At 65.3% G+C, this 23,116-nt stretch carries 22 protein-coding genes; 16 read left to right on the forward strand and 6 right to left on the reverse strand.

What is annotated here, in order from left to right; genetic code table 11:
* Window positions 1-627 precede the first annotated feature (627 nt).
* From ACEWFR_RS07290 to ACEWFR_RS07320, 7 genes are all read left to right on the forward strand, one after another.
* Window positions 628-1,641 (forward strand): tyrosine-type recombinase/integrase, encoded by a 1,014-nt coding sequence (locus ACEWFR_RS07290; protein WP_374060399.1) that lies wholly within the window; start codon window positions 628-630, stop codon window positions 1,639-1,641.
* 428 nt (window positions 1,642-2,069) lie between these two features.
* The gene (locus ACEWFR_RS07295; protein ID WP_374060400.1) at window positions 2,070-2,324 is read left to right on the forward strand and encodes a hypothetical protein; all 255 of its coding nucleotides are present in this window, start codon (window positions 2,070-2,072) and stop codon (window positions 2,322-2,324) included.
* A 1,323-nt stretch (window positions 2,325-3,647) separates the two neighbouring features.
* Window positions 3,648-3,788 (forward strand): hypothetical protein, encoded by a 141-nt coding sequence (locus ACEWFR_RS07300; protein WP_176548170.1) that lies wholly within the window; start codon window positions 3,648-3,650, stop codon window positions 3,786-3,788.
* A 2-nt stretch (window positions 3,789-3,790) separates the two neighbouring features.
* Complete coding sequence (locus tag ACEWFR_RS07305; protein ID WP_374060401.1) at window positions 3,791-5,305, forward strand: glycosyl hydrolase family 28-related protein; 1,515 nt, start codon at window positions 3,791-3,793, stop codon at window positions 5,303-5,305.
* A gap of 737 nt (window positions 5,306-6,042) precedes the next feature.
* The gene (locus ACEWFR_RS07310) at window positions 6,043-7,167 is read left to right on the forward strand and encodes a lipid II:glycine glycyltransferase FemX (RefSeq protein WP_374060402.1); all 1,125 of its coding nucleotides are present in this window, start codon (window positions 6,043-6,045) and stop codon (window positions 7,165-7,167) included.
* Between the two features lie 257 nt (window positions 7,168-7,424).
* Window positions 7,425-8,141: a helix-turn-helix domain-containing protein gene (locus ACEWFR_RS07315; RefSeq protein ID WP_374060403.1), complete on the forward strand. Its 717-nt coding sequence runs from the start codon at window positions 7,425-7,427 to the stop codon at window positions 8,139-8,141.
* A gap of 153 nt (window positions 8,142-8,294) precedes the next feature.
* Complete coding sequence (locus ACEWFR_RS07320) at window positions 8,295-9,365, forward strand: WD40/YVTN/BNR-like repeat-containing protein (protein WP_374060404.1); 1,071 nt, start codon at window positions 8,295-8,297, stop codon at window positions 9,363-9,365.
* A 4-nt stretch (window positions 9,366-9,369) separates the two neighbouring features.
* Here ACEWFR_RS07320 and ACEWFR_RS07325 read toward each other — a convergent pair whose 3' ends face one another.
* Both ACEWFR_RS07325 and ACEWFR_RS07330 read right to left on the reverse strand, forming a co-directional pair.
* Window positions 9,370-10,260, reverse strand: a complete 891-nt coding sequence (locus ACEWFR_RS07325) for a hypothetical protein (protein ID WP_374060405.1) — start codon at window positions 10,258-10,260, stop codon at window positions 9,370-9,372.
* The gene (locus tag ACEWFR_RS07330; protein ID WP_374060406.1) at window positions 10,257-11,468 is read right to left on the reverse strand and encodes a PQQ-binding-like beta-propeller repeat protein; all 1,212 of its coding nucleotides are present in this window, start codon (window positions 11,466-11,468) and stop codon (window positions 10,257-10,259) included. Before ACEWFR_RS07330 ends, ACEWFR_RS07325 begins: the two co-directional genes overlap by 4 nt.
* 211 nt (window positions 11,469-11,679) lie before the next feature.
* Between ACEWFR_RS07330 and ACEWFR_RS07335 the strand changes: the two genes are divergently transcribed.
* The 4 genes from ACEWFR_RS07335 to ACEWFR_RS07350 all read left to right on the forward strand — a co-directional run bounded on the left by ACEWFR_RS07335 (window position 11,680) and on the right by ACEWFR_RS07350 (window position 14,392).
* Window positions 11,680-12,009, forward strand: coding sequence for a 30S ribosomal protein S24e (locus ACEWFR_RS07335; protein ID WP_098725640.1), 330 nt, complete (start codon window positions 11,680-11,682; stop codon window positions 12,007-12,009).
* A complete protein-coding gene (locus tag ACEWFR_RS07340; RefSeq protein ID WP_254761848.1) occupies window positions 12,010-12,144 on the forward strand; it encodes a 30S ribosomal protein S27ae in 135 nt (44 codons plus the stop codon).
* 123 nt (window positions 12,145-12,267) lie between these two features.
* Window positions 12,268-13,953, forward strand: a complete 1,686-nt coding sequence (locus tag ACEWFR_RS07345) for a bifunctional N(6)-L-threonylcarbamoyladenine synthase/serine/threonine protein kinase (protein WP_374060407.1) — start codon at window positions 12,268-12,270, stop codon at window positions 13,951-13,953.
* A gap of 154 nt (window positions 13,954-14,107) precedes the next feature.
* Window positions 14,108-14,392, forward strand: coding sequence for a DUF5808 domain-containing protein (locus ACEWFR_RS07350; protein WP_374060408.1), 285 nt, complete (start codon window positions 14,108-14,110; stop codon window positions 14,390-14,392).
* A 48-nt stretch (window positions 14,393-14,440) separates the two neighbouring features.
* Here ACEWFR_RS07350 and ACEWFR_RS07355 read toward each other — a convergent pair whose 3' ends face one another.
* Window positions 14,441-16,111 (reverse strand): NADH-quinone oxidoreductase subunit D, encoded by a 1,671-nt coding sequence (locus ACEWFR_RS07355; RefSeq protein ID WP_374060409.1) that lies wholly within the window; start codon window positions 16,109-16,111, stop codon window positions 14,441-14,443.
* A gap of 83 nt (window positions 16,112-16,194) precedes the next feature.
* Here ACEWFR_RS07355 and ACEWFR_RS07360 point away from each other — a divergent pair, with 83 nt between their 5' ends.
* The 3 genes from ACEWFR_RS07360 to ACEWFR_RS07370 all read left to right on the forward strand — a co-directional run bounded on the left by ACEWFR_RS07360 (window position 16,195) and on the right by ACEWFR_RS07370 (window position 18,458).
* Window positions 16,195-16,845, forward strand: coding sequence for a helix-turn-helix domain-containing protein (locus ACEWFR_RS07360; RefSeq protein ID WP_374060410.1), 651 nt, complete (start codon window positions 16,195-16,197; stop codon window positions 16,843-16,845).
* A gap of 73 nt (window positions 16,846-16,918) precedes the next feature.
* Window positions 16,919-17,470, forward strand: coding sequence for an XTP/dITP diphosphatase (locus ACEWFR_RS07365; RefSeq protein ID WP_374060411.1), 552 nt, complete (start codon window positions 16,919-16,921; stop codon window positions 17,468-17,470).
* A gap of 61 nt (window positions 17,471-17,531) precedes the next feature.
* Window positions 17,532-18,458, forward strand: coding sequence for a universal stress protein (locus ACEWFR_RS07370; protein WP_374060412.1), 927 nt, complete (start codon window positions 17,532-17,534; stop codon window positions 18,456-18,458).
* Window positions 18,459-18,478: 20 nt separating this feature from the next.
* Here ACEWFR_RS07370 and ACEWFR_RS07375 read toward each other — a convergent pair whose 3' ends face one another.
* The 3 genes from ACEWFR_RS07375 to ACEWFR_RS07385 all read right to left on the reverse strand — a co-directional run bounded on the left by ACEWFR_RS07375 (window position 18,479) and on the right by ACEWFR_RS07385 (window position 21,536).
* Entirely contained in the window at window positions 18,479-19,675 is a 1,197-nt protein-coding gene (locus ACEWFR_RS07375; protein WP_374060413.1) for a guanosine monophosphate reductase, read from the reverse strand.
* Between the two features lie 108 nt (window positions 19,676-19,783).
* On the reverse strand, window positions 19,784-20,263 hold the full coding sequence (locus tag ACEWFR_RS07380; protein WP_374060414.1) for a hypothetical protein: 480 nt from the start codon (window positions 20,261-20,263) through the stop codon (window positions 19,784-19,786).
* Between the two features lie 169 nt (window positions 20,264-20,432).
* Complete coding sequence (locus ACEWFR_RS07385; protein WP_374060415.1) at window positions 20,433-21,536, reverse strand: putative sulfate/molybdate transporter; 1,104 nt, start codon at window positions 21,534-21,536, stop codon at window positions 20,433-20,435.
* Between the two features lie 242 nt (window positions 21,537-21,778).
* Between ACEWFR_RS07385 and ACEWFR_RS07390 the strand changes: the two genes are divergently transcribed.
* Together ACEWFR_RS07390 and ACEWFR_RS07395 are read left to right on the forward strand one after the other, a co-directional pair.
* Window positions 21,779-22,804, forward strand: a complete 1,026-nt coding sequence (locus ACEWFR_RS07390) for an AIR synthase family protein (RefSeq protein WP_374060416.1) — start codon at window positions 21,779-21,781, stop codon at window positions 22,802-22,804.
* A gap of 98 nt (window positions 22,805-22,902) precedes the next feature.
* Window positions 22,903-23,103, forward strand: coding sequence for a hypothetical protein (locus ACEWFR_RS07395; RefSeq protein WP_374060417.1), 201 nt, complete (start codon window positions 22,903-22,905; stop codon window positions 23,101-23,103).
* Window positions 23,104-23,116 lie beyond the last annotated feature (13 nt).

Below are 23,116 nucleotides of genomic sequence, written 5' to 3' on the forward strand. Positions count from 1 at the left end.
GCCTGCTCTGGCGGTTGAAACTTGAAAGTTCGACCGATCATAGTTCGCAAACTAATTATATCGTTGTTCATAGCTAACGATCTCGTCAGTTAGATATAAGTAAATAGGGTGTTTTGGTCGGCGCAACGGAAGCCAGACGGACCCGCCGCTACCCGGTCGGGTCCTCGTCAGAAGCGCGGACCCGGTGCAGGGACACCGGCCCGCCTGGCCTCCGTAACCAAGCTACGGAAGCATGTATTCGCGCAACGCAACGGGGGATAAAGCCCCCGATAGACGGCATCGATCGGCCCACGGCCCACGGCCCACGGCCGCCCCGAGTTCCGATAACGGAACTATCGGAATCACACTGAACCACCGCTCAACAGTCACGAGAACGAGTCAGTCACCGAACGCTACTTTTATCGGAAGTATCGGAAAGGGGTTTCCGACGACTAAGTGGGAGGGGTACAGTCAGTACAATCAGCCGACGGACGGCAGTCGCGCGCGCCCCGTGTTCCACCAAGCGGCGCACGCGGTTCGTCCGCGGTCCCATAACAGTGAGACCATGACGAAACTGGCACGCTACCACGGTAAGAGTATCGGATACTGTAATTGCAGCGATACGCTCGAGGCGCTGGGGGATAGACGGTGAGCGAGGATCTACAGCCCCTCTCTCCAGAGGAAGGCGTCGATATGTTCCTCGAGCATCGGAAGCCAAGCGTCCGCGAGTCTTCCATGCAGAACGCCCGGCACCGCCTGTCGGTGTTCCTCGAGTGGTGCGACGAGGAAGAGGTCGATAATTTGAACGACTTGACTGGTCGTGATCTTTCGTTGTTCGTCAGCTGGCGACAGGGTGATGTCGCGCCGATCACGCTGCAAAAGCAGCTGAGTAGTGTTCGGATGGCCCTACGGTGGTGGGCAGACATCGAAGCCGTCGAGGATGGGCTCGCCGAGAAGCTTCACGCTCCGGAGCTGCCGGACGGTGCCCAGTCTCGCGACGTGTTCCTCGAGGCCGGTCGCGCGAAGCAGATACTTCGATACCTGGATCGACATCACTACGCGAGCCGGGACCACGCCCTGATCGCACTGATCTGGCGGACCGGGCTGCGCCGGGGCGCGGTGCGCGCACTGGATGTCGGCGATCTCGACGAGGAGGACCAGGCGATCCGAGTCGAGCACCGTCCCGAGACGGATACGCCGCTGAAGAACGGCGATGACGGAAGTCGCTGGGTCTACCTCGGTCCGCGGTGGTTCCAGATCCTCGACGACTTCGTGAACAATCCCGACCGGAACGACGTCGTCGACGACCACGGTCGCCGACCGCTGTTCACTACGCAGCAGAGTACTCGACCCACTGGCCACTCGATCTACAAGTGGTTGATGCGGGCGTTGCACCCGTGCGCGTACGCTGAGTGTCCCCACGACCGGACGCCGGACGAGTGCGAGGCTCGAGGGAAGAACGCGAAGCTGGCCGAGTGTCCATCGGCACGATCGCCACACGCGGTCCGTCGCGGTGCGATCACGAATCACCTAAACGAGGAAACGGCACCTGAGACGGTCAGCGAACGAATGGATGTCTCGCTCAGTGTGCTGTACGAGCACTACGACGCGAGAACCGAACGTGAGAAGATGGCGGTTCGTCGGCAAGATATACCAGAATAACAAGCAGAATCATGATTTGCAAAACTACCCGACTCGGCGGGGTTTCACCATCCCGACGAGTCCACTATTTTGCGCCGCGAGCAAATTCTCGAGCGGCGCAAATCGTCGTCGAAGTCGGGATTTGAAGCCCTGGTAGTCGCAGCGCGAGCAGAGCGAGCGACCGTCTACCTCTGGGTTCAAATCCCGACGAGTCCATCCCGGCCCGTCTTTCTCGCGTAGGACGCTAAAACGGCATTCTCAACTGTGCCTGCCAGACATTTTATTTTCTTATCGGCGGAATAAAGGGAGGTCGCAAAATCGAATAGTTCGTTCGGTCGATCGAGGCCGCGTTCTTCTCTGGACGACCGACACGTTCCGCCTGTTTTGGGCCGAAATGGGCCGTCCAGTGAGCCGAAAAAACGAGGATTTCGGGGGTCGTGTGTACGAGTATGCGAATCAGAACCGACGGCGACTATGCGTACCGACGAGACGCAATCGAACGCGCAGCCGACTTCTACGACTACAACAAGACGAAAGCGGTGGTGAGCGCTTGCGACGACGTACCGAAGTTCGTCCAGGCGTCCCGCCAGGTCCTCGAGCGCGACGACCTGACGCTCGAGCAGCGCCGGGAGATCGCCAAGACGCTCTCGACTCGAGCAGTGACGTTCGATGTCGATACCGAGATCGCTGTCACTACTGATTGAATTTTCGTCTCGAGAAGCGCCGGCCAGGGGCCAGCGCCGGAGCCCCCTCCCCCCATAGGTGGTGTGTCAAGTGGGTGGGTTTGAGATCGAGTTTGACAATTTGGCTATTGACTTCACGGTGGAACGATCTCAGGGGTGCGGCGAGGTTCCGTATGTCTCGAAGTCGGACAGATTCAGTCAGGCAACGACCGAATCCTTTCCCCGCCATCTGTGCCTTTGAATCTCGTAGATATAGTCTTGTTGATTATCTTATACCAATCGGAACAATCAATAGTGATAACCAAAAACAACTAATTGCCTCCGAGTCCCCTCTCCCCCACCCATTCGGAGGCATCCCCACTTACCGTTCTATCAAAAAGGGTACTGATCGCGATTTTCGCTTGCTCGGTCCCGCGGTGATCGCCGCCACCGTGCCAACGGAGCAGCGGGAGATCGCTCGAGCGGACCATCTTATCTTGGATGATGGTACAGCCCGAACGGCCGTGTGGACGGGAGACGACGAAACAATACCAGCCGTCCTGTACGTCGCCATCGTCGTCTACTCAACGATTCTTTCCCTCGAGCGAGACGGGTCAGTCCGAAATTCCCGCAAAATTCCGGTCGCGGGAACTCGTTGCCGGTTCGAATTCGTCCGATCCACACTGGCACCCTTGTGGCCGTCCGATTGGCAGAACTGAGCCGTCGGAGGCGATTTGTGCGGCGAATACGGAACCGCACGACGTACAGGTGGCAACTATAGTAGCCACTGCAAGTCATTGCACACCTGATCGCACGACAGTAGCGCGGTTCGGAGCGAGCGCGGTTCGGAGCGAACGCGGTTCGGAGCGAACGCGGTTCGGAGCGAACGCGGTTCGGAGCGAACGCGGTTCGGAGCGAACGCGGTTCGGAGCGAACGCGGTTCGGAGCGAACGCGGTTCGGAGCGAACGTAGTGAGCGAGAACCGCGGAGATGCGAACGGTGAGCGAAGCGAGCCGTGAGCGAACGTAGTGAGCGAGAACCGCGGAGATGCGAACGGTGAGCGAAGCGAGCCGTGAGCGAACGTAGTGAGCGAGAACCGCGGACTGAGCGATCAGTGTGTAAATCGTTGCAGTTGTTACTATACCATTTCACCGTCTTTTCCTGCTCTCACCCTGTTCCGTAGGCCACTCGAGGCGATACGTAGCGCGTCAGGATCTCGAGACTGTCCGGCGAGTCGGTCGGGACACGCGAGCGGTGACCGACGAGTCGAGCCGATATCGGGCTGGCGTCGCGCCGCGAGTCCAGGCACGGCCGATTCACCTATTACATGACCATTTTTATATGATATCGAGAGAGTCAGCTGTTATGAACGGTTCAGCGCTGCAGCGACGGGATGTCCTCCTTGCGGTGTCGGGCGCGTGCGTTACCTTTGCCGGGTGTACCAACAGCGAGGCCGCGATATCCGGCTACGGAACGGCGTACGGACGGGGGTACGGAGGCGAATAAGCGTGGCCGATGACACACCGCGGCTCGGGCTGGGAACGTTTGACGAGGGCGAAGAGTGGGACCACACGGACACGGTCGAGGCGGTCGACGAGCACGCGATCGTCCACGGGCCGATCACCGAGCGTCCCGTAGCGGGCGAGTACGACGACGAACTGTTTCACGCGACCGATCAGGGGATCACCTGGCGCTGGGACGACTCGAGCGAGGACTGGCAGTATTTCGGCGGGCGAGGGAGCGCCGAGCAACCGGTTCCGGGAACGAGTCACTTCGAAGCGGCACACGCGGTCCACGCGCGGACCGCAGAGACTCCCGTGTGGAACGTCGAGGCCCACGGAATCGAGGGCGACGGCAAAACCGAGGTCGGGGGAGCCGTCCACGACCTCCTGAAGACGGTCGACAAGTCCGGTGGCGGGATCGTCTACTTCCCGCCGGGTCGATACCTGCTCGAGCGGACGCCGCTGGTGGGCGACGATACGATCGTCATGGGTGCGGGTCGCTCGACCGTCCTCGAGGGGACGCGGCCCGACGGTGAGGAGGGGCGGGCGCTCCTCGCCAACAGGGGCTTCGACACGACCGAATACGACGGCGCGTCGAACTGGGGGGTGTGCAACGTCCGAATAGACACGCCGAAGACGACCGGGATCATGCCCGCGCACGCGGCGAACGTCCGGTTGGAGAACATCTACGGCGACCACACCTACAATCATCATATCGACGTCGTCTCGTCGAAAAACGTCGTCGTGGACGGCTACTGGGCGACTCGAGGCGGCGAGAGCGGATCGGATGCGCCGGTGCAGTTCGACGCACAGTACTCCGGGGCGTCTTGGAACGGCGTGTGGGACGGGAGCGAGTATACGCTCGTCGAGGACGATGACACCCCGACCCGGAACTGCACCCTCAAAAACTTCGAGATCGCTCCTGAAAACGGCCCAGAGCACGGCGTTCACCTCCACCACGGCAGCAACGAGTCGATCACGATCATGGACGGCTATATCACCGGCTGCGAGTATACGGCGATCAGGGCCGACCCCGACGAGGCGGTCGCGGATCTGACGATCGATGGCGTTTCGTGTATCGATACCGCGAGGGGGATCACGCTGGGGCATGTCGAGAGCGGGCGACGAGAACTGACGATCAATAATACCACGGTCAGAACCGACGACGGCGATCTGGCTGCCGGATCGGGGCTGTACGCCGCCGGATTCGACGGCGCTACGATCTCGAACGTCGTCGTCGACGGCCCGTTCACGAACGCGATCATCTTCGACGAGATGGACGATCTGAAGATGAGTACCGTAACTGCGAAAGGGTCGGACGATCAGGCGTTCCGATTCCGAGAGAACGTCGACGTAACGCTCACGACGGCTCGAGCAGCGGATTGTGGTACCGTCGGCATCTACTCGGGGCCCGGTAGCAGCGTCGCCTACGGCGGCGTCACGTTCGACGATGTCGGGACGCAGGTGGACATCGATGACGACGGTGAGACTCGAGCGTGGGTCACGTCGGACTCGTCGTAGTCTATTCGTGAGAGACGGGTTCTCGAGCGTCTTTTGCACCTACTGGAAGTCAGTACACAGTGCATACCCCATTGCACGACGGCTGTGCGATCGGTGTGCAGCCAAGAGAATGGACCAGTGGGTTAGGGATTAGTGGGCTCTAGTAGCCACTGAAAGTCACTGCACACCTAATCGTGCGACTACATTGCGATCAGTGTGTAAATCGTTTCAGTGGCTACTATAGATGGGATTAGAGGAGACGAAGCGTCCTGCTATCGTGGCAACAGGGAATCGCCACGCCCTCCCCAGCCGATTCGTTCGTTCCCGTTGGTCACTCACTCATCCCTCGCGCAGAATCGGGTCGCGGCTCACCGTCGGTTCGCGGTTCCCTGCGGTCACCGCTCACAATACCGAGGCCCTCACTTCGTTCAGGCCTCGCAGTTCGCCGCGGCCCAGCGCGCGCCACTGCACACCGGATGGTCGGTCTGGAATAAGACGTGGTTCCCCTCTCCTGAGCAAGCAAGCGGTAGTATCGTTCGAGTTCTCCGCGTTCCTCGAGATCGAGCCGAGTACGTCGCTTCAGGCGGAGACCGACACTGAATCGGAGCGGCGGCCCGAACGTTGGCGCTCGAGCGGGCGGGTATCAAGCGCCTACCGACCGACGACGTGGCTGTGTGATCGGTTGGGAGTTGTTACGATCGCCAACCGATGAGTAATGGGCGGACTACCAAAGAGGAAACCCGTATTTGGTTCGGGCAATGGCCCAACAGACCGGCGGCAACAGTCGCTCGAGACTCCATCAAATCGGATCGCTGTTCGCGAATGGAAACGAGCGATCCGCGGCGACCGAGGAGTCGAGTCTCGAGGTGGACGTCGTCGACTCGGTACGGGACGTGGAGAAAACGCAGTGGAACGAGATCGTCGAGCGTTCGAGTCGCGGGAGCGTCTTCCATCGCTACGAGTGGCTCGAGGCGATCGAGACGGGGTTGGGGTACACGCCGCGACATCTGGTGGTCACCAAGGACGGGAACACGATCGGCGGCATGCCGAACTTCGTCGTCGAGATCGAGAAGACGCCGTTCGATCGGTTGTCATCGCTCTATCCGGGCTTCGGCGGGCCGTTGCTGCCGACGGATACGAAAGATTCCCTCGAGCGCGTGATCGAAGCGATCCCGCGGCTCTGTCGCGGACGGACGATCGTCCACCAAATTCGGGGGCTCGATATGAGCTATCTGCGGTACAACGACGCCCTGCAGACACACGGCTATCGGCCCTACCGGCGGGAGTGTCGATTTCTGCTCGATCTCACCAAGAGCTACGACGAGATTCGCGAGGGGATGAGCCGGAGCCGGCGGCGGGGGATCGAACACGGGCAGGACATCGACTACGAGGTGGTCGAGGAGGAGATCACGCGGGAGAATCTACGGCGGTTTTACCGGACCTACGAACGCGTCATGGACCGCGTCGACGGAGCGGTGTATCCGTTCTCGTTTTTCGACAAACTGCAGGCGATGGACGATCGCCTCCTCTTGCTGACGATCCGAATCGACGGCGAGTACGCTGGCGGGATGCTCGAGTTGCTCGACGACGAGCACGAGACGGTCCACGGGTTTTTCGCCGCCGTTCCTCGAGCGTACTTCGACGATCACGCGTCGGAACTGCTCTACGATCACGTCTTCCAGTGGGGAATCGAGCACGGCTACGAGACGTACGACTTCGGGAGTACGAACACGAACTTCGAGGACGGCGTCTATCGGTTCAAAGAGGGCTTCGGCGGCAGCCCCGTCCCAGTTCTCGTCTGGGAGCGGGGCTGTAGTCCCCTCTGGCCGCTGGTGAAGGCGGGCCGATCGCTGTACTGGCCGTACTACACGGAAGTGTCGTAGCGGCGGCCCGGGGACGTCCGTCGTCGCGCGGCGAATTGGGATTCCGCCGCTCATCGAGACCAGACCGATCGTCGAGAGCCGCGGCGGTCAGCTTCTCGTCTGGTTCGCTTCCGGGATCGGACATCGAAAGCGGCTATGTATTCCATTTTGTTACCATCGTTTTCATCGAATCCTATTTTACAGAACAGAATTCTGTTATTCAATCAACCAATGAACGACCATAACTGTTTTCTATGAGAGTCTTGTAATCGGAAATCATGCGATACGTGACATACGTTCTCACACCACCGCGGGGGTACTTCGATCGGGGCGCGGAGCGTCTCCGCGAGCAGGGGGTCACGTTCGAATCGATCCGAAACATCGATCAGCTCGATAACGGGACGATCATCACGCAAAAAGTGGTCCGAGCGGACAGGGCGGCCGTCGAACGCACGCTAGCGGAGACTGGGCCGGCGGTCGTCGACTATCAGCTCACCGACGCCGGTGAAACGACGATCCTGCAGTTGCACTATCGACCCAGCGACCTCACGCTTGAGTTGCTCGCGATCCACAACCAACACGCCGTATTGCTTGACTACCCGCTCGAGTACACGGGCCCGGAGAATCGGTGTCTTCGCGTCTCGGAGATCGGTCGCGAAGAGGCGCTGCGTCGTGTCATCGAGGAAACCCGGTCGCTCGTCGATGTCGAAATCGAGCGCCTTGGCACGTACGATCCGTCGGACGAGCGGCCGTTCACCGAGCTCACGGACCGCCAGCGAGAAGTGTTGCGCGTCGCGGTCGAGGAAGGGTACTACGAGGAGCCCAGACAGGTGACCTACGAGGACATCGCCGTCCGACTCGACTGTTCTGCGGGAACCGTCGGACAGCACCTCCGTCGGATCGAAGCCCGGCTCATGTCGACGCTCATCGGTGATACCACCCGTATGGAGACGGAACCGGAACCCGATCCGACGCCGACCGGTCCGACCCGATGAACGCTCGTGCCGTCGCTTCCCACCACGTCCACGTGCGCTCGATCACTGTCTCTGCATCGGCGACGGATCCGTTGACGCATCCCTCGCGATCGGGAACGAGAGGCGACTGACGCGTACCCAACAGTATATCCGAGTCACTCCGGTAGCTCCGGTATGGTAACGGTCCTCGTCGCACTTCGAGATCGACTACTCGTCTGTCCGAGCGACGGAATCGAGTTCAACCGGTGGGTTACGACGACACGACTCGAAGGGAGCCGCCTCGAGTGCGTCGCGGCAGCCCCCGACGCACCGGCTCGCTCCGTCGTCGGTACGTTCGACGACGGCCTGTTCCGAAGCATTGACGGCGGCAAGACGTTCGCCCGTCTCGAGACCGGGTTCGCGGCCGAGGGGACAGCAAGAGTTCACGGAGACGAGAGCGATGGGGCTGCCGACCGAGAGAGCGATCCTGTGATGGCAGTGACGGTCAGCCCGCACGATCCGCAGGTCGTCTACGCCGGGACCGAACCGAGCCGCGTCTACCGCTCGCGCAACGGCGGCGACTCTTGGACCCGTCTCTCGGGACTACTCGACCTCCCCTCGGCCGACGAGTGGTACTTCCCGCCGCGGCCGGACACCCATCACGTCCGCTGGCTTGCGGTCGACCCGTTCGATCCCGACCGCCTCTACGTTGGGATCGAGGCCGGTGCGTTCGTCTACACTCCCGACGGCGGCGACACGTGGCACGAGCGGCCCGCCGGTTCTCGGCGGGACAATCACAGTCTCGCGACCCACCCCGATCGGGAGGGGCGGCTCTACGCCGCGGCCGGCGACGGCTACGCCGAGAGCGACGACGGCGGCGAATCGTGGCGTCGGCCGCAGGCGGGCCTCGAGCACCGGTATTGCTGGTCTGTCGTCCCCGATCCCGGCGATCCCGACCGCGTCATGGTCTCGAGCGCCAGCGGCGCGTCAACGGCCCACACCGCGAGCAGGGCGGATTCGCACGTCTATCGCAGAGAGGGCGTGGATTCGTCGTGGGAGCGGCTCGAGGGGCGCGGCCTGCCGACCGGCGAGGGCGTCGTCCGAACGGTGTTCGCGACCACCGGGGAGCCGGGCGTCGTTTTCGCGGTGAACAATCGGGGACTCTTCCTGACCAGAGACTTCGGCGACTCGTGGGAGCGAGTGGGGATCGACTGGCCCGACGAGCTCGAGGATCAGACGCCACGCGGACTGGTCGCGCTACCGTGAGCCGTCAGCCGCTGCGGGCGCGTTCCTCGACGGTCACTTCCCAGAGGGCGGCGACCGTGACGGCGTGCAACGAGCCGACGAGAGCAGTGCTGACGACCGTCCCCGCTCGCGGAACGCGTCCGAGGAGCCACGCCGCGAGACCGAACCCGATGACGAGCGCGAGGATCGTCCAGCCGTGACCCCGGGTCGCGGGTGCACTCTGGCGGAGTGCGGTCACCGGCCCCGAACCGGTGACGACGGCCGCGGGCGCAGCGAACAGACGGACAAAGACGGCGAAGAGAGGAACGATCAACACGAGTCCGAAGACGAGGCCAACATCGCCGTCGATGAACGAGGCGAGTACTCGAAACGCTCCGTCGAAGAGGACGACGAGCCCGCCGTACGCCAGCAGCCGCCGACCAGTCGTCGCACCGCGGTCCTCGGGCAGCGCGCGAGCGATCGTTACGGTCCCCGCGGCTGCGATAACGAGGACTGCGACGGCCTCGAGACCGATCCCCCAGACGAGGGAGGGGAGTTTCAGATCGACCAGCGACTCGAGCGCCCGGGCCGTCTCCGGGGTTCCGGTCGGATAGCCGGTGTACGCGATGGTGATCGACACGCCGTTTTGCACCGCCGGCCTCGTCGGAAGCGGGTCGAGGCGTCGAAGCCAGTCGAGCACTGCGAGGCAGACGCCGGCGACGAGAAACGGTAGCAGGAGAGCCGGATCGCGTCGGAACTGCTCGAGGGCCAGCGAAACCGGTGAGAGTGATCGGCCTCCGTCCGAACGATCGCGGCCGCCCGGGCGTGGTAGACTCGATCCCCCGTTCGGCCGCGGATCCGTCTCACCCGACTCGGAACCACCGGGACCGGCACCCGTCGCGGGTTCCGATCCCAGTTCAAACGGATCGTCGCTCACGCTCCCTCCTCGAGCGCGAGTACCCGGTCGCCGTCGACGACGTAGAGCACGCCGTCCCCGACTGCGGGCGGGGAGACGTACCGTTCCGCCTCGCGAGCGAAGCGCTGCTCGCCCGTTTCGGCGTCGAACGCGACGAGTTCGATTCCTCTCGAGACGTAGACGACGCCGTCGGCGACGACCGGCGTTGCCACGTGAGAGAACGACACGGACCACTCGTCGTCGCCCGTCTCGAGGTCGAGCGCGTACAGCGACTCGGTGCCGTCCGTGACGAACACGCGGCCCTCGGCGACGGCGGCGGCACCCTCGGTCGCGTTCCCGTCGAGGTCCCGCGTCCAGCGAACGTCGCCGCCATCGGCCTCGTAGACCGTCACGCCGGTTCGGGTCGGAACGACGACGCCGCTTTCGGTCGCGGTCGGCGGACGGACCATCTGTTCGTCGTGTTCGTCGTCCCAGCGTTCCTCCCCCGTCTCGGCGTCGAACGCCCGGACCTGATACGGCCATCCGGTGACGAAAACGGTCCCGTCTCGGACCGCCGGTCGGGTCAGCGTGGTGCTGTACGCCGCTTCGTACTCGATGCGTTTTCGCCACCGTTCGCTGCCGTTGTCCGCCTCGAGCGCGACGATATCGCCGGTTCCAGGAACCGCAGCGTACACCGTGTCATCGAGTGCGATCGGCGGTGGCGCTTCCGACGCGCCGAAAAACGACGAGTTGGGTGCCTCGCCCGGCCCCAACCAGCGCTCTTCGCCGAACCGGAGTCCGAACAGGGCGTGGCCGCCGCCGGCGTTCAGCCCGACGGTTCCGCCGGGGGAGCCGATCACCAGCGTCTTCGTGCGATAGATCGACGTGGATGCGCACGCGGGACTCGAGCGGGACACGCCGCTGTAGCTGCCGTACGAGAACCGAACGTCGCCGGTGGCGGCGTCGAGTGCGATCAGTTCGTCGTTGCCGGCGTACACCGTCCCGTCGACGACGACGGGTTGATCGATCTCGTAGCCGCCGCTCGACTCGAGTTCGCCGGACCACGCGACAGTCGGATCGTCTTTCGGCCCCGTAGCCTCGGGGTTGTAGCCGGTGCCGGCAGCGTCGTAGCGCGCCATCGGCCAGTCGAGCGTGGCCGATGTCGATCGCTCGGCCGTGACGGTGGACCCGACGACGAGACCGGCCGCGGCGAGCCCTGCTCCTGCGAGCGTCTGTCGTCTGGAGGGCATTCCGTTCGACGTATTCGTCCCCTGCGTGAAATGTGTTCGTATACTGACGCTCTTCGGGTGGGCCCCGTGACGATGCCGCGCTCGTCGTCTGGCGTCCGCGTTTCCCTCGAGCGGCGACGATGCGAACCGATCCGGTCACCGGCGCGTGGGTGGGCCGCTTCGAAATCCTTTTAGGCGCTACACGGGGATAGTAGGGTAACTGAGTGATATCATGGACGTCGACATCATCTCCGAAACGGAGAACCCCATGTTGCATCGAACTGACGTGACTTTCGAACTCTCCCACGAGGACGCGACGCCCGAGCGACTGCAGGTTCGGGACAGCCTCGCGGCGAAACTGAACAAGGACGCCGGCGAGGTCGTCATCCGCAAACTCGACACCAAATTCGGGATGCGCAAGACCGTCGGCCAGGCGAAAGTCTACGAGACGGCCGACTACGCCCGCGACGTCGAGCAAGACCACATGCTCGAGCGCAACAAGATCGGCGCGGACGACGCAGAAGCCGACGCCGACGCGGAAGCCGAACCGGAGGAAGCATAGATGGCACACTACGACCTCTACGGCGACGACGGGAGCACCGAGGGCGAACTGTGCCCCCGTTGCGGTGACGTCTTCCTCGCCGACCACGGCGACCGGAAGCACTGCGGGAAGTGCAGCTACACCGAGTGGGAGTAACTGCGATGTGCCGAGCGTCAGCGAGGCACATCGAAACGCGAGCGGGGAGTGGAACGACCCGCGAGCGAGCGACCGACTCGAGAGACCGATGACTCGAACGCGGCCACCGGCCGTTTTTCAGCCGTGACTGAGACCGTCCGCATCCTCGGGATCGAAGGCACCGCCTGGGCCGCCAGCGCAGCGGTCTTCGACGCCGAGACCGACGACGTGTTCATCGAGACCAACGCCTATCAGCCCGAGAGCGGCGGCATTCACCCTCGAGAGGCGGCCGAACATATGCACGACGCGATCCCGCGCGTCGTCGAACGCGCGCTCGAGCACGCTCGCGAGACCCACGATGGCCCGGGGACGGAGTCGCCGATCGATGTCGACGAGCGCGGCTCGTCGGGCCAACAGGCAGCGCCTGTCGACGCCATCGCCTTCTCCCGCGGCCCCGGCCTCGGCCCCTGTCTTCGCGTCGTCGGGACGGCCGCTCGAGCGCTGAGTCAGGCGCTCGAGGTGCCACTGATCGGCGTGAACCACATGGTTGCCCACCTCGAGATCGGACGCCACAGCTCCGGCTTCGACTCGCCGGTGTGTCTCAACGCGAGCGGCGCGAACGCACACCTGTTGGCCTACCGGAACGGGCACTACCGCGTTCTCGGGGAGACGATGGACACCGGCGTCGGCAACGCGATCGACAAGTTCACGCGCCACGTCGGCTGGTCCCACCCGGGCGGCCCGAAGGTCGAGGAAGCGGCCAAAGGGGGCGAGTATATCGATCTCCCCTACGTCGTCAAGGGAATGGACTTCTCCTTTTCGGGAATCATGAGCGCCGCGAAGCAGGCCGCCGACGCGGGCACGCCGATCGAGGACATCTGCTACTCCCTCCAGGAGAACGTCTTCGGGATGCTGACCGAGGTGTCCGAGCGCGCCCTGTCCCTGACTGGCAGCGACGAACTCGTCCTCGGCGGCGGTGTCGGCCAGAACGCCCGCCTCCGGGAAATGCTCGCGGAGATGTGCGCCCAGCGCGGTGCCGAGTTCCACGCGCCCGAGCCCCGCTTCCTGCGAGACAACGCGGGGATGATCGCCGTCCTCGGCGCGAAGATGTACGACGCGGGCGACACGCTCGCGCTCGAGGACTCGCGTGTCGACCCCGACTTTCGGCCGGATCAGGTTTCTGTCACATGGAGGGCTGACGAACCCGAGCTCGCGGCCGGGCGCGGTGCGGGCACGGCAGCTGAAAACCAGGTTCGCGGGGCCGAAGCGCTCGTTTCCCTCGAGCCGGATGCCGGCCGCGTCACCAAGCACCGCGAGGCCAAAACCTACCGCCACCCCGAACTCGACGGTCGGCTCCGCCGCGAGCGAACGACGCTCGAGGCCCGACTGACCAGCCTGGCCCGCCGCGAGGGCGTCCCGACGCCGGTCCTCTCCGATGTTGATCCTCGCGAGGCGCGACTCGAACTCGAGTACGTTGGTACGCACGATCTCCGGGAGGGATTGACGACTGCGGGGGTCCGCGACGTCGGCCGGCACCTCGCGCGACTCCACGAGTCCGGGTTCGTCCACGGCGACCCGACGACGCGAAACGTGCGTGTCGGCCCCGAGCGGACCTACCTCATCGACTTCGGCCTCGGCTATCACACCGATCACGTCGAGGACTACGCGATGGATCTCCACATCTTCGATCAGAGCCTCGTCGGCACCGCCGACGACCCCGAGCCGCTCCGCGAGGCGGTCCGGGACGGGTATCGCGAGGTCGGTGAAGAACGGGTGCTCGAGCGTCTCCGAGATGTCGAGGGACGCGGCCGGTACCAATCGGACGCATAACGACGCGGACGAGGAACGGCGGGGCACAGAGCGACGCGGGTGCGGAACAGCGCGGATGCGAACCGACGCTGAATCACAGCCGGTCGCGGTCGGTCGCTCGCACCGATCGTCACAGCACACAATACTCTTAATAGGGGAGGACGTATCACCCGCTATGGCAGAGAAGCCCACTTCCGGTGAGATTCTCGGGGTACCGTACAACTTCGAACGACCGAGCATCAGCCGCATGCTCTCGTCGTACTGGCAGCCCGGCGAAGGGATGCTCGTGGAGAAACCCTTCGGCGTCGGCTACACCCTGAACCTCGCCAACTGGCGGTCGTGGGTCGTCGTTCTTGTCGCCGGCGGCCTCCTGTGGCAACAGGAAAGCCCCTCGTCCGACGAGAGCGAGGATCAAGCGGACGAACCCGTCGAAGTCATCGTCGACGATACCGACGACTGAGCGACGCAACTGCTGTTTTTCACCCTCGAATCGTGACGTGACCGCCGATCAGCGGTCGACTTCCCCCATGATACAGTCGAGGCTCCCGATCGCCGCGATGAGGTCGGCCACGTACTCGCCGCGGGCGAGTTCCGGTAGCGCGGAGAGGTTCGAGAAACAGGGGCTACGGATCTTGAACCGCGCCGGCGTGTCGGTGCCGTCCGACCGGATGTAGATCCCGAGTTCGCCCTTCGCCCCCTCGACGGCGCGGTAGATTTCGGCGTCGGCTTCGGGCTTGAGCGTTCGGGGAACGTTGCTCTGGATCGCCCGGTCGTCGTCGGGCCACTCCGCGAGCAGATCCAGGCACTGATCGATTATCTTCGCGGACTCCTCAACCTCGCGCAGCCGAACGAGCAGCCGGGCGAAGTTGTCGCCGTCGGGCTCGGTTACGACATCCCACTCGAGATTCTCGTAGTAGCCGTAGGGATCGTCTCGCCGAAGGTCGTAGTCGATGCCGGAGCCCCGCGCGACGGGGCCCGTACAGCCGTAGCGCTTCGCCGCGTCGGGCGCCAAGACGCCGGTGTCGACGCAGCGGCGCTGGAAGATCTCGTTGGTGACCAGCAGGTCGTGATACTCGTCGATCTTGGCGGGAAAGCTCTCGAGTACGTCCCGGACGCCCGCGACGAACTCCTCGCGGGGTTCGGGCAGGTCCCAGGCGACCCCGCCCAGCCGGAAGTAGTTGAACATCATCCGCTGGCCGGTCAGCTCCTCGAGCACGTCGAGGACCAGTTCGCGGTCGCGGATGGCGTACTGGAAAGCGGCGCAGAACTCGCCGACGATGTCAAGCGCGTAGGTGCCGACGGCGATGAAGTGGGAGGCGAGCCGCGACAGTTCGGCCCCCATCGTGCGGACGACTTGTGCGTACGCTGGAACCTCGATATCGGCTAGGTCCTCCGCGGCGCGAGCGTAGGCCCACTCGTTCAGCAGTCCCGACGACACCCAGTCCCAGCGGTCAGGATAGGGCATGATCTGGTGGCGATAGGTGCTCCCCTGACACATCTGTTCCTCGCAGCGGTGGATGTAGCCGATGTCGGGATCGACGTCGACGACCGTCTCGCCGTCGAGTACCGCCTTCACGTGGAGCACCCCGTGAGTCGACGGGTGATGGGGGCCGATGTTGAGGAACATCGTCTCCGACGCGGCGTCGTGTTCGTCGCCCGCGATCGGATTCGCGTGCTCCGAGAGGGTGACGACCTGCGGCTGCTCCTGGTCGTACGCCAGTCCCAGCGGATGGCCCTGCCACGTTTCGGGCAGCAAAATCCGCCGCAAGTCGGGGTGGTCCTCGTACTCGATCCCGACGAGGTCGTAGGCCTCGCGCTCGTGCCAGTCGGCCGTCTCGAAGACCGGCGCGGCGGACTCGCTGACTGGATCGTCGATCGGCGTCGGGACGACGATGCTCACCTCTCGAGTCGGATCATCGTAGGCCGTCAGGTGGTAGATCGTCTCGAACCGGTCGGGGTACTGCTGGGCCGTCACGCAGGAACAGTGGTCGAACTCCGCTTCGTCTCGCAGCGTCGTGAGGACGTCCCGAACCTCGTCCGGCCGGATCACGAACGCGGGCGCGTTCTCGTGATCGTCGCGACCGAGAACCGCGTCGCCGAGCAGGCTCTCGAGATCGATTTCCCCCGCCGAACTCACCGTCCCGGTCGCCCGGGACTCGAGCGTCGAATCCAAGGACATATCCGGCCATTCGGAGACCGGAGGCGAGTCGGTTCTGCGTCACCCGCTAGGCTATTTATATATACAGCCCGGTTCCTCCGGCCGTGAAGACCGTTCGGCTCACGCTGCGCTACGACGCCGAGACGATCCATCCGATGCACCGGTTCGTCGCCGACAGCGACGCGTTCGATTCCTATCGGATGATCCACGGCAACCTCGTCGGCGACGACGACAACACCTTCATCTTCTACGTCGTCGGCGATCCGGACGCCTACGCGGCCGCGATGGAGCGGACCGAGGAGGTCGGCGAGTACGACCTCACCCGGACCGGCGATCGCTCGTTCACCGTCTACGTGCGCGACGTTCCGGAAACTGTCGACGAGCGACTGCTCGAGAGCCTCACGAAGGGGAGCCTCGTCGTTCTCCCACCGATCGAGTACCGATCCGACTGGACGATCCGCTTTTCCGTCGTCGGCGAGTCCGAGGACCTCCGGCGCGCCCTTGCGGGAATTCCCGAGGGGATCGAGGCGACCGTCGATCGAGTCGGCGAGTACGACGGCACCGACGCCGCGGTCGGGGCGCTGACCGATCGGCAACGCGAGGCGCTGCGGGTCGGCCGCGAACTGGGCTACTTCGACGTCCCCCGCACCGCGAGCGTCGAAGACGTCGCCGCGGCGCTGGACTGCGCCCCCGGTACCGCGGCCGAGCACCTGCGGAAGGCCGAAGCGACTGTGATGGACGCACTTGAACTGTAGACTCGAGGGGGAGTCGACCGTCCCGCGCGGCGCAACCGACGACGCTTTGCCGTCGCCGCCACGTCGCTCGGACATGGCTATTCGATTCGTCACCGGCAACGAGGGGAAGGTCCGCGAGGCGCGGGAGTACCTCGAGGGAGTCGAACCAGTCGAACAGATCGAGTACGACTACACCGAGGTTCAGAGCGATTCGCTCGAGGAGATCGCGGCCCACGGCGCCTGCGAGGCCTTCGAGGAGCTGGGGAGCGACGAACCGGTACTCGTGGACGACGCGGGGCTCTTCGTCGATTCGCTGGGTGGGTTCCCGGGGCCGTACTCGGCGTACGTCGAGGACACCGTCGGCGTCGAGCGGCTCTGGCAACTCGCGAGCGAGGAAGAGAACCGCCGCGCGCAGTTCCGAACCGTGCTCGCCTACGTCGACCGACACGGAACCGAGACGTTCGCGGGGTCGGTCGCCGGCACGCTCGTCGCCCCCCGCGGCGAAGGCGGGTTCGGCTACGATCCGATCTTCGAGTACAACGGCCAGACGATGGCCGAAATGAGCACCGAGGAGAAGAACGCGATCTCGCATCGCGGCCGCGCGCTGGCGGCGTTCGCGGAGTGGTACGCCGGACGCGACGAGTGACCGTCGACCGTCGCCTCGGTCGTCAGTATACTGAAGGGAACGGATGCCGAACGGCGAAACGATGTACGATCGTATCCTGCTCCCCGTCGACGGCAGCGACGAGGCCAAACGGGCCGCAAAACGCGGCATCGAGCTCGCCCGGACGTTCGATGCGGCCGTCGACATCGTCCACGTCGTCGAGCGGCGATCGCGTCGGCTCGCGAGGACGGACGACGAGACGGCGCAGTTACGAGAGCGCGGGAAGCGGATCCTCGCGGAGATCGAAGCCCTCGCGTCGGCCGTCGATCGGCCCGTGACGACGACGCTAACGGAGGGAACGCCCGCGGTTCGCATCGCCGAACACGCGGCCGACCGCGACGCGAGCCTGCTCGTCATCGGCAAGCAGGGGCTCACGGGCCTCGGGAAACGCCTCCTCGGCGGCGTCACGGAAGGGGTCCTCCAGCGGAGCGACGTACCCGTCCTGGTCGTTCCGGCAGGGGATCGCTCTGCCGAGGACGCGTTCGACTACGCTCGGGTTCTCGTGCCGACCGACGGAAGCGAGAGCGCCGCCGCGGCCGCTCCCCACGGAGCCACGGTGGCCCGACGGTACGGCGCGACCGTCCATGTGCTGAGCGTCGTCGACCTGCAGGCAGCAGGCGGCGCGTTCAACGCCGGCGGCCTCGAGAAATCGTTCGTCGAACGGCTCGAGGCCCAGGGGATGGCAGCCGTCGACGAACTCGCGGACGAGATCGAGGGGCGAGACGCCGACCTCGAGCTCGAAACCGACGTCGTCCGAACGACATCGTTCGACGGCGTCGCCGCCGGAATTCGCGAGTACGTCGCCGAGCACGACGTCGATATCGTCGTCATGGGGTCACACGGCCGGTCGAATCTCCGGCGGCAGCTACTGGGCAGTGTCACCGCGACCGTGCTCCGAACGGTCGACATCCCGATACTGGTCGTGACCCGGTCGGAATCCGCGGCTGCGGTCGAGGAAACGAGTGAGTGAAACCGGCGTCTGGGACACCTTCAATCGTCGTTCACCGCGCTTGCATCCCCGACCTGCGATTCGTCACCGTCGTTTGCCCCGTTGTCGACTGCGGTCGCCTCGCCGTCACCGTCGTTCGCCTCGCTGTCGACGACGTTCGCCCCGTTTTCGAGCGCGTTCGCCTCACTGTCGACGCTAACACCCTCCCAGTCGTGATCCGCGTGGTACCCCTCGCGGGCTTTCGCGCTGGGGGCGACGCGGATGAACTCCGCCTTCTCGCGGGCCGCCGGGATCGTGTGGCCGCCGCAGTAGGAGAGCCCCGACTGGATGCCGGCGCGGAACTCCGCGACGACGTCGGCGACCGGCCCCTTGTACGGCGTCAGCGCCTCGACGCCCTCGTCCGCACGGACCTCGCTTTCCTTATCGTCGCGCTTTTCGGCAGCGGTGGTTGTCGCCATTCCCCGCGAGCGCTTGTACCGCGTGCCGTCGACCTCGACCACCGCGCCGGGCGCTTCCTCGGTGCCGGCGAAGAGGCTCCCGACCATGACGGTGTCGGCCCCGGCCATGAGCGCCTTCACCGCATCGCCTGACGTGCGAATCCCGCCGTCTGCACAGATCGTCACGTCCAGATCCGCTGCCGCCGTCGCGCAGTCGTCGACCGCGGTCAGTTGCGGGACGCCCGCGCCGGCGACCTTCCGGGTAGTGCAGTGTGAGCCTGGACCGATACCGACCTTCACGCAGTCGGCACCGGCGGCCGCGAGGTCCTCGACGCCTGCGGGCGTCGCGACGTTGCCCGCGACGAGATCGGTGTTCGGGAACGCCGCTCTGAGTTGCTCGACGGCCTCGAGCGTCCGCTCGAGGTGGCCGTGTGCGACGTCGACCACGAGCGCGTCGACGCCGGCCGCGACCAGGCCGTCGCTGCGAGCGACGTAGTCCTCGTTGATTCCGACGGCGGCGGCCACCCGTTCGTCAGCGGCCGTCACCCGCTCGACCTGTGCGGCCTGGTCGTCCGGTTCGAGAAATCGGTGGAGGACGCCCACTCCGCCGGCCCGCGAGAGTTCGATCGCCAGTTCGGCTTCCGTGACGGTGTCCATGGCGGCGGCGACCAGCGGCGTCTCGAGTTCGACGCTCGGCGTAAACGATGTCGAGAGATCCACGTCGTTGCGGCCGTCGACTGGCGAGCGCCTCGGGACGAGGAGCACGTCACCGTAGCTCAATCCGATGCGAAGGTCGTTCATACCCCCTCAATATTGCGGGCTCCTGTCGGATAAGACTCTCGGCGTTCGATCAGTTCGTGCGAACCCGCTCGCGGTACTGTGGTCGCTTCGCGAGCCGGACCGCCGCGGCTACGCTCGAGGATCCCGATCCGGCCCCGGGTACTCGCCGCTCTTGACGGCCTCGTACAGGCTCTCGGGATCGAAGAGGCGGGCGAACGCGTCCGGCGGACGGACGCTGACGGACACCCGCGGCTGGAGCGTGAGCCCGGCTTTCGCCGATCGAAGGCGCTCGTCGGACGAGAGGAGGTGCGCCGCCTCGCCCCGATAGGCCGAGGCCAACGCGGGGTGGTCCCCCTCCGGCTGGTCGACAGAGACCCGCTCGGCCTCGAGGCGCTCCCGGTGATCGGCGGCGAGGGCTGGATCGGCGAGTTTCGACACGAGCCGTTCGGTCTGTGCGAGCAGCGGATCGCTCGCGACCAGTTCGACCCAGGAGTGGCGGCGGACGTGGTCCAGTGCCTCGCGCGCGTCGCCGCCGAGGAGGAGATCCGCCGCGAGCACGTCGGCGTCGGCGACGACGCGCGCGGGGTTCGGTTCGTCCCGCTCAGGCATTGCTCTCCTCCCGGATCGCCTCGAGTTCGGTTCGTATATCCTCGAAATCGCGCTCGTACGTCGCCCCGCGGTCGAAGAGGTCTGCCCAGCTTGGAGCCATTGGCGGCAGTTGGCGCTACGGAATCAAAGGTTATCCGGCTCGTGTTCTCCGACTGCGCCCGCAGACCGCTCACGACTGTCGCGAGAGCAGCCAGAACGCGACGGCCCCGAGGACGAACGCGACGCCGACGTTGCCCACGAGGCCGACGGCCCCGATCCCCGCGACGAGCGCGAGCGACCGGCCGTCGGTGACGGGCTCGAACGCCGCTCGAGCCAGCTCGAGTGCCACGACGACGAGCAACACGCCGAGGACGGCCATCGGGAAGGCCGCGAGGACGGCCCCGGCGGCGACCAGCGCGAGCGCGAGATAGCCGAGCCCGAGCAGGACATTCGCGCCGCCGGTTCGCGCGCCGAAGGCGTGTTTTCCGGCCAGGCCCCCGCTCCCGTGACACATCGGCACGCCGCCTAGCGGAATCGCGGCGAGGCAGGTGACGCCCATACTGCTCGAGAGCGCGTCCGGCGAGATATCCCGGTCGTAGAGGTCGCCACAGAGCAGGGCGGTCGCGATCGCGGCGTTCCCCACTGTCATGCCGAGTTGGGCGACGGTCCCCTCGAGCGCCGCCGCGCTGAACGACGGCGACCCGGCGGGAAAGACTGCGGGGGTCGGAACCGTCGGTGTCGGAACGCCGGCCGTCGCGACGGCGACGACCCCGCCGAGGCCGAGGACGACCAGCACGCTCGCCCTCCGATAGCCGCCGAGCGCGAGCAGGCCGACGATGGCGAGCCCGCCCGCCGCGACCGGCAGGTTCCCGATCGAGAGGTCGACGGCCGCCTCGAGCAGGAGAAGAGCCACGGCGAACTGGACGCCGCGGATGACCGGTTCCCCGACGACCCGCTGGAGCCGCCCGACGAGGCCACGTTGCCCGACCGCGAGCAGGACGACGCCGGCGAGCAACCCGGCGGCGGCGAGTTCGGCGTACGTGAGCGCCCCGACGATCGCCAGGCCGACCAGCGCCTTCATCGGCTCGACCGAGAGGGGCAGTCCGTAGTAGACGCCCCAGACGATCTGAAAAACGCCGAAGCCGACGAGGACGTGGGGAAGCGAGACGCTCGTCGTCGCCCCCAGCGCCACGAGCAGCGGCAGAACCGTAACCGAATCACCTAGCGCACCCGTGAATTCGCTCGCGGAGAACTCGAGGTCGATGTCGGCCCGTGACCGGAGCGAATACGCCATCTATCACCAATACTCCGGGAACAGCCTTCACTCTTGTCTGTGATCTATATCGGTTTCGTGACGCTACGAGCGATAGTGACTGTGGTTACGGGGCTGCCGTTCGAAATCGGCGGCGAGGCGCGTTCGATCGGGGGAGCCGCTCGAGTGGCGGTCGGAGTAACCGACGCTCGACGAGCCGTCGTTCCGGGGCGCGGTCGACGCGGATCACCACCGCTAAGACCGCTCGGTGGGACCTGCCGACCGTGAGCGACCTCGGCAAAATCGATCGCGCGTTCTTCGATCGGCACGTCGCACCGAATCTCGGTGCCGACCGCGACGACGTCACCGTCGGCCCGACCCACGGCGTCGACTTCGGCGTCCTCGATATCGGCGGTCGGGCGCTGGTCACCGCCACCGATCCGCTCTCGATCCTCCCCGCGCTGGGCCTCGAGCGGGCGGCGCGGTTCGCACTCGACCTCGTGCTCGCGGACGTGGCCGTCAGCGGCGTCGCCCCGTCGCATCTCTCGATCTGTTTTACGCTCCCGGAGGGGATGACCGACGACGAGTTCGCGACGGTCTGGGAGACGATCCACGCAGAGTGCGTCGATCTCGGCGTCTCGGTCGTGACGGGCCACACGGCGCGATACGCGGATGTCTCGCATCCGTGGGTCGGCGCTGCGACCGCGATGGGCGTCGGCGATCACAACGAAATCGTCCGCCCCGACGGAGCCCGTCCCGGCGATCGGCTCCTCCTGACGAACGGTCCCGCCGTCGAGTCGGTCGGCCTCTTGAGTACGCTCTTCGGCGATCAGTTGGCCCTCCCGGACGATGTGATCGCGGACGCGCAGGACCGCCTCGAGGAAGTCTTCTCGGTCCGCGACGCTCTCACCGCGGCCGCCGCTGGACCGGTGCGGGCGATGCACGACGTCACCGAAGGCGGCCTCGCCGGCGCGCTCAACGAGATGGCCGACGGCGCAGGCGTTCGGTTCGCGGTCGACCGCGCGGCCGTCCCGATGCGCCCCGGCGTCCGCGAGGTCTGTGATGCCCTCGCAATCGACCCCTGGGCCGCGACCAGTTGCGGCTCGCTCCTGCTCGCAGTCGATCCAGCCGGTGTCGATACCGTGCGCACGGCGCTCGCGGCCCGGGACACTCCCGTCGCCGAAATCGGCCGCGTCGAAGCGACGGCGGGCGACGGCGAGGTGCTCGTGGACGGGGACCGACTCGAGCACCCGAACACCGATCCGTCGTGGGCAGCGTACGCTGCACTGGCGGGAGAGACGACCGAGTAGAGCGATTCCATCGCTTCGGTGCGAGGATGTCTCACTGAGGCACGTCCACGGAAGGGGCAAGGAGTACCCGTCTCGGAGTACTAGCAACGCTGAGACCGATGAGTGATGACGAACAGCTGAAAGCGGCGATCATCGACGAACTCGAGCAGGAGCGACACACCCACAAGTCGCTCAGACAGACGGTTTCGGCCGAGCACGGTTGCAGCGAAGAAGCCGTCAGTCGCGCGATTTCGGCGCTCAACGAGTCGGGAGCGATCAAACACGAACGGGGGTACTTCGAGCTCACCACTGACGGCTGAGTCGCTCCGGATC

The sequence above is a fragment of the Natrinema sp. H-ect4 genome (genome assembly GCF_041894845.1).
Lineage (GTDB): Archaea > Halobacteriota > Halobacteria > Halobacteriales > Natrialbaceae > Natrinema.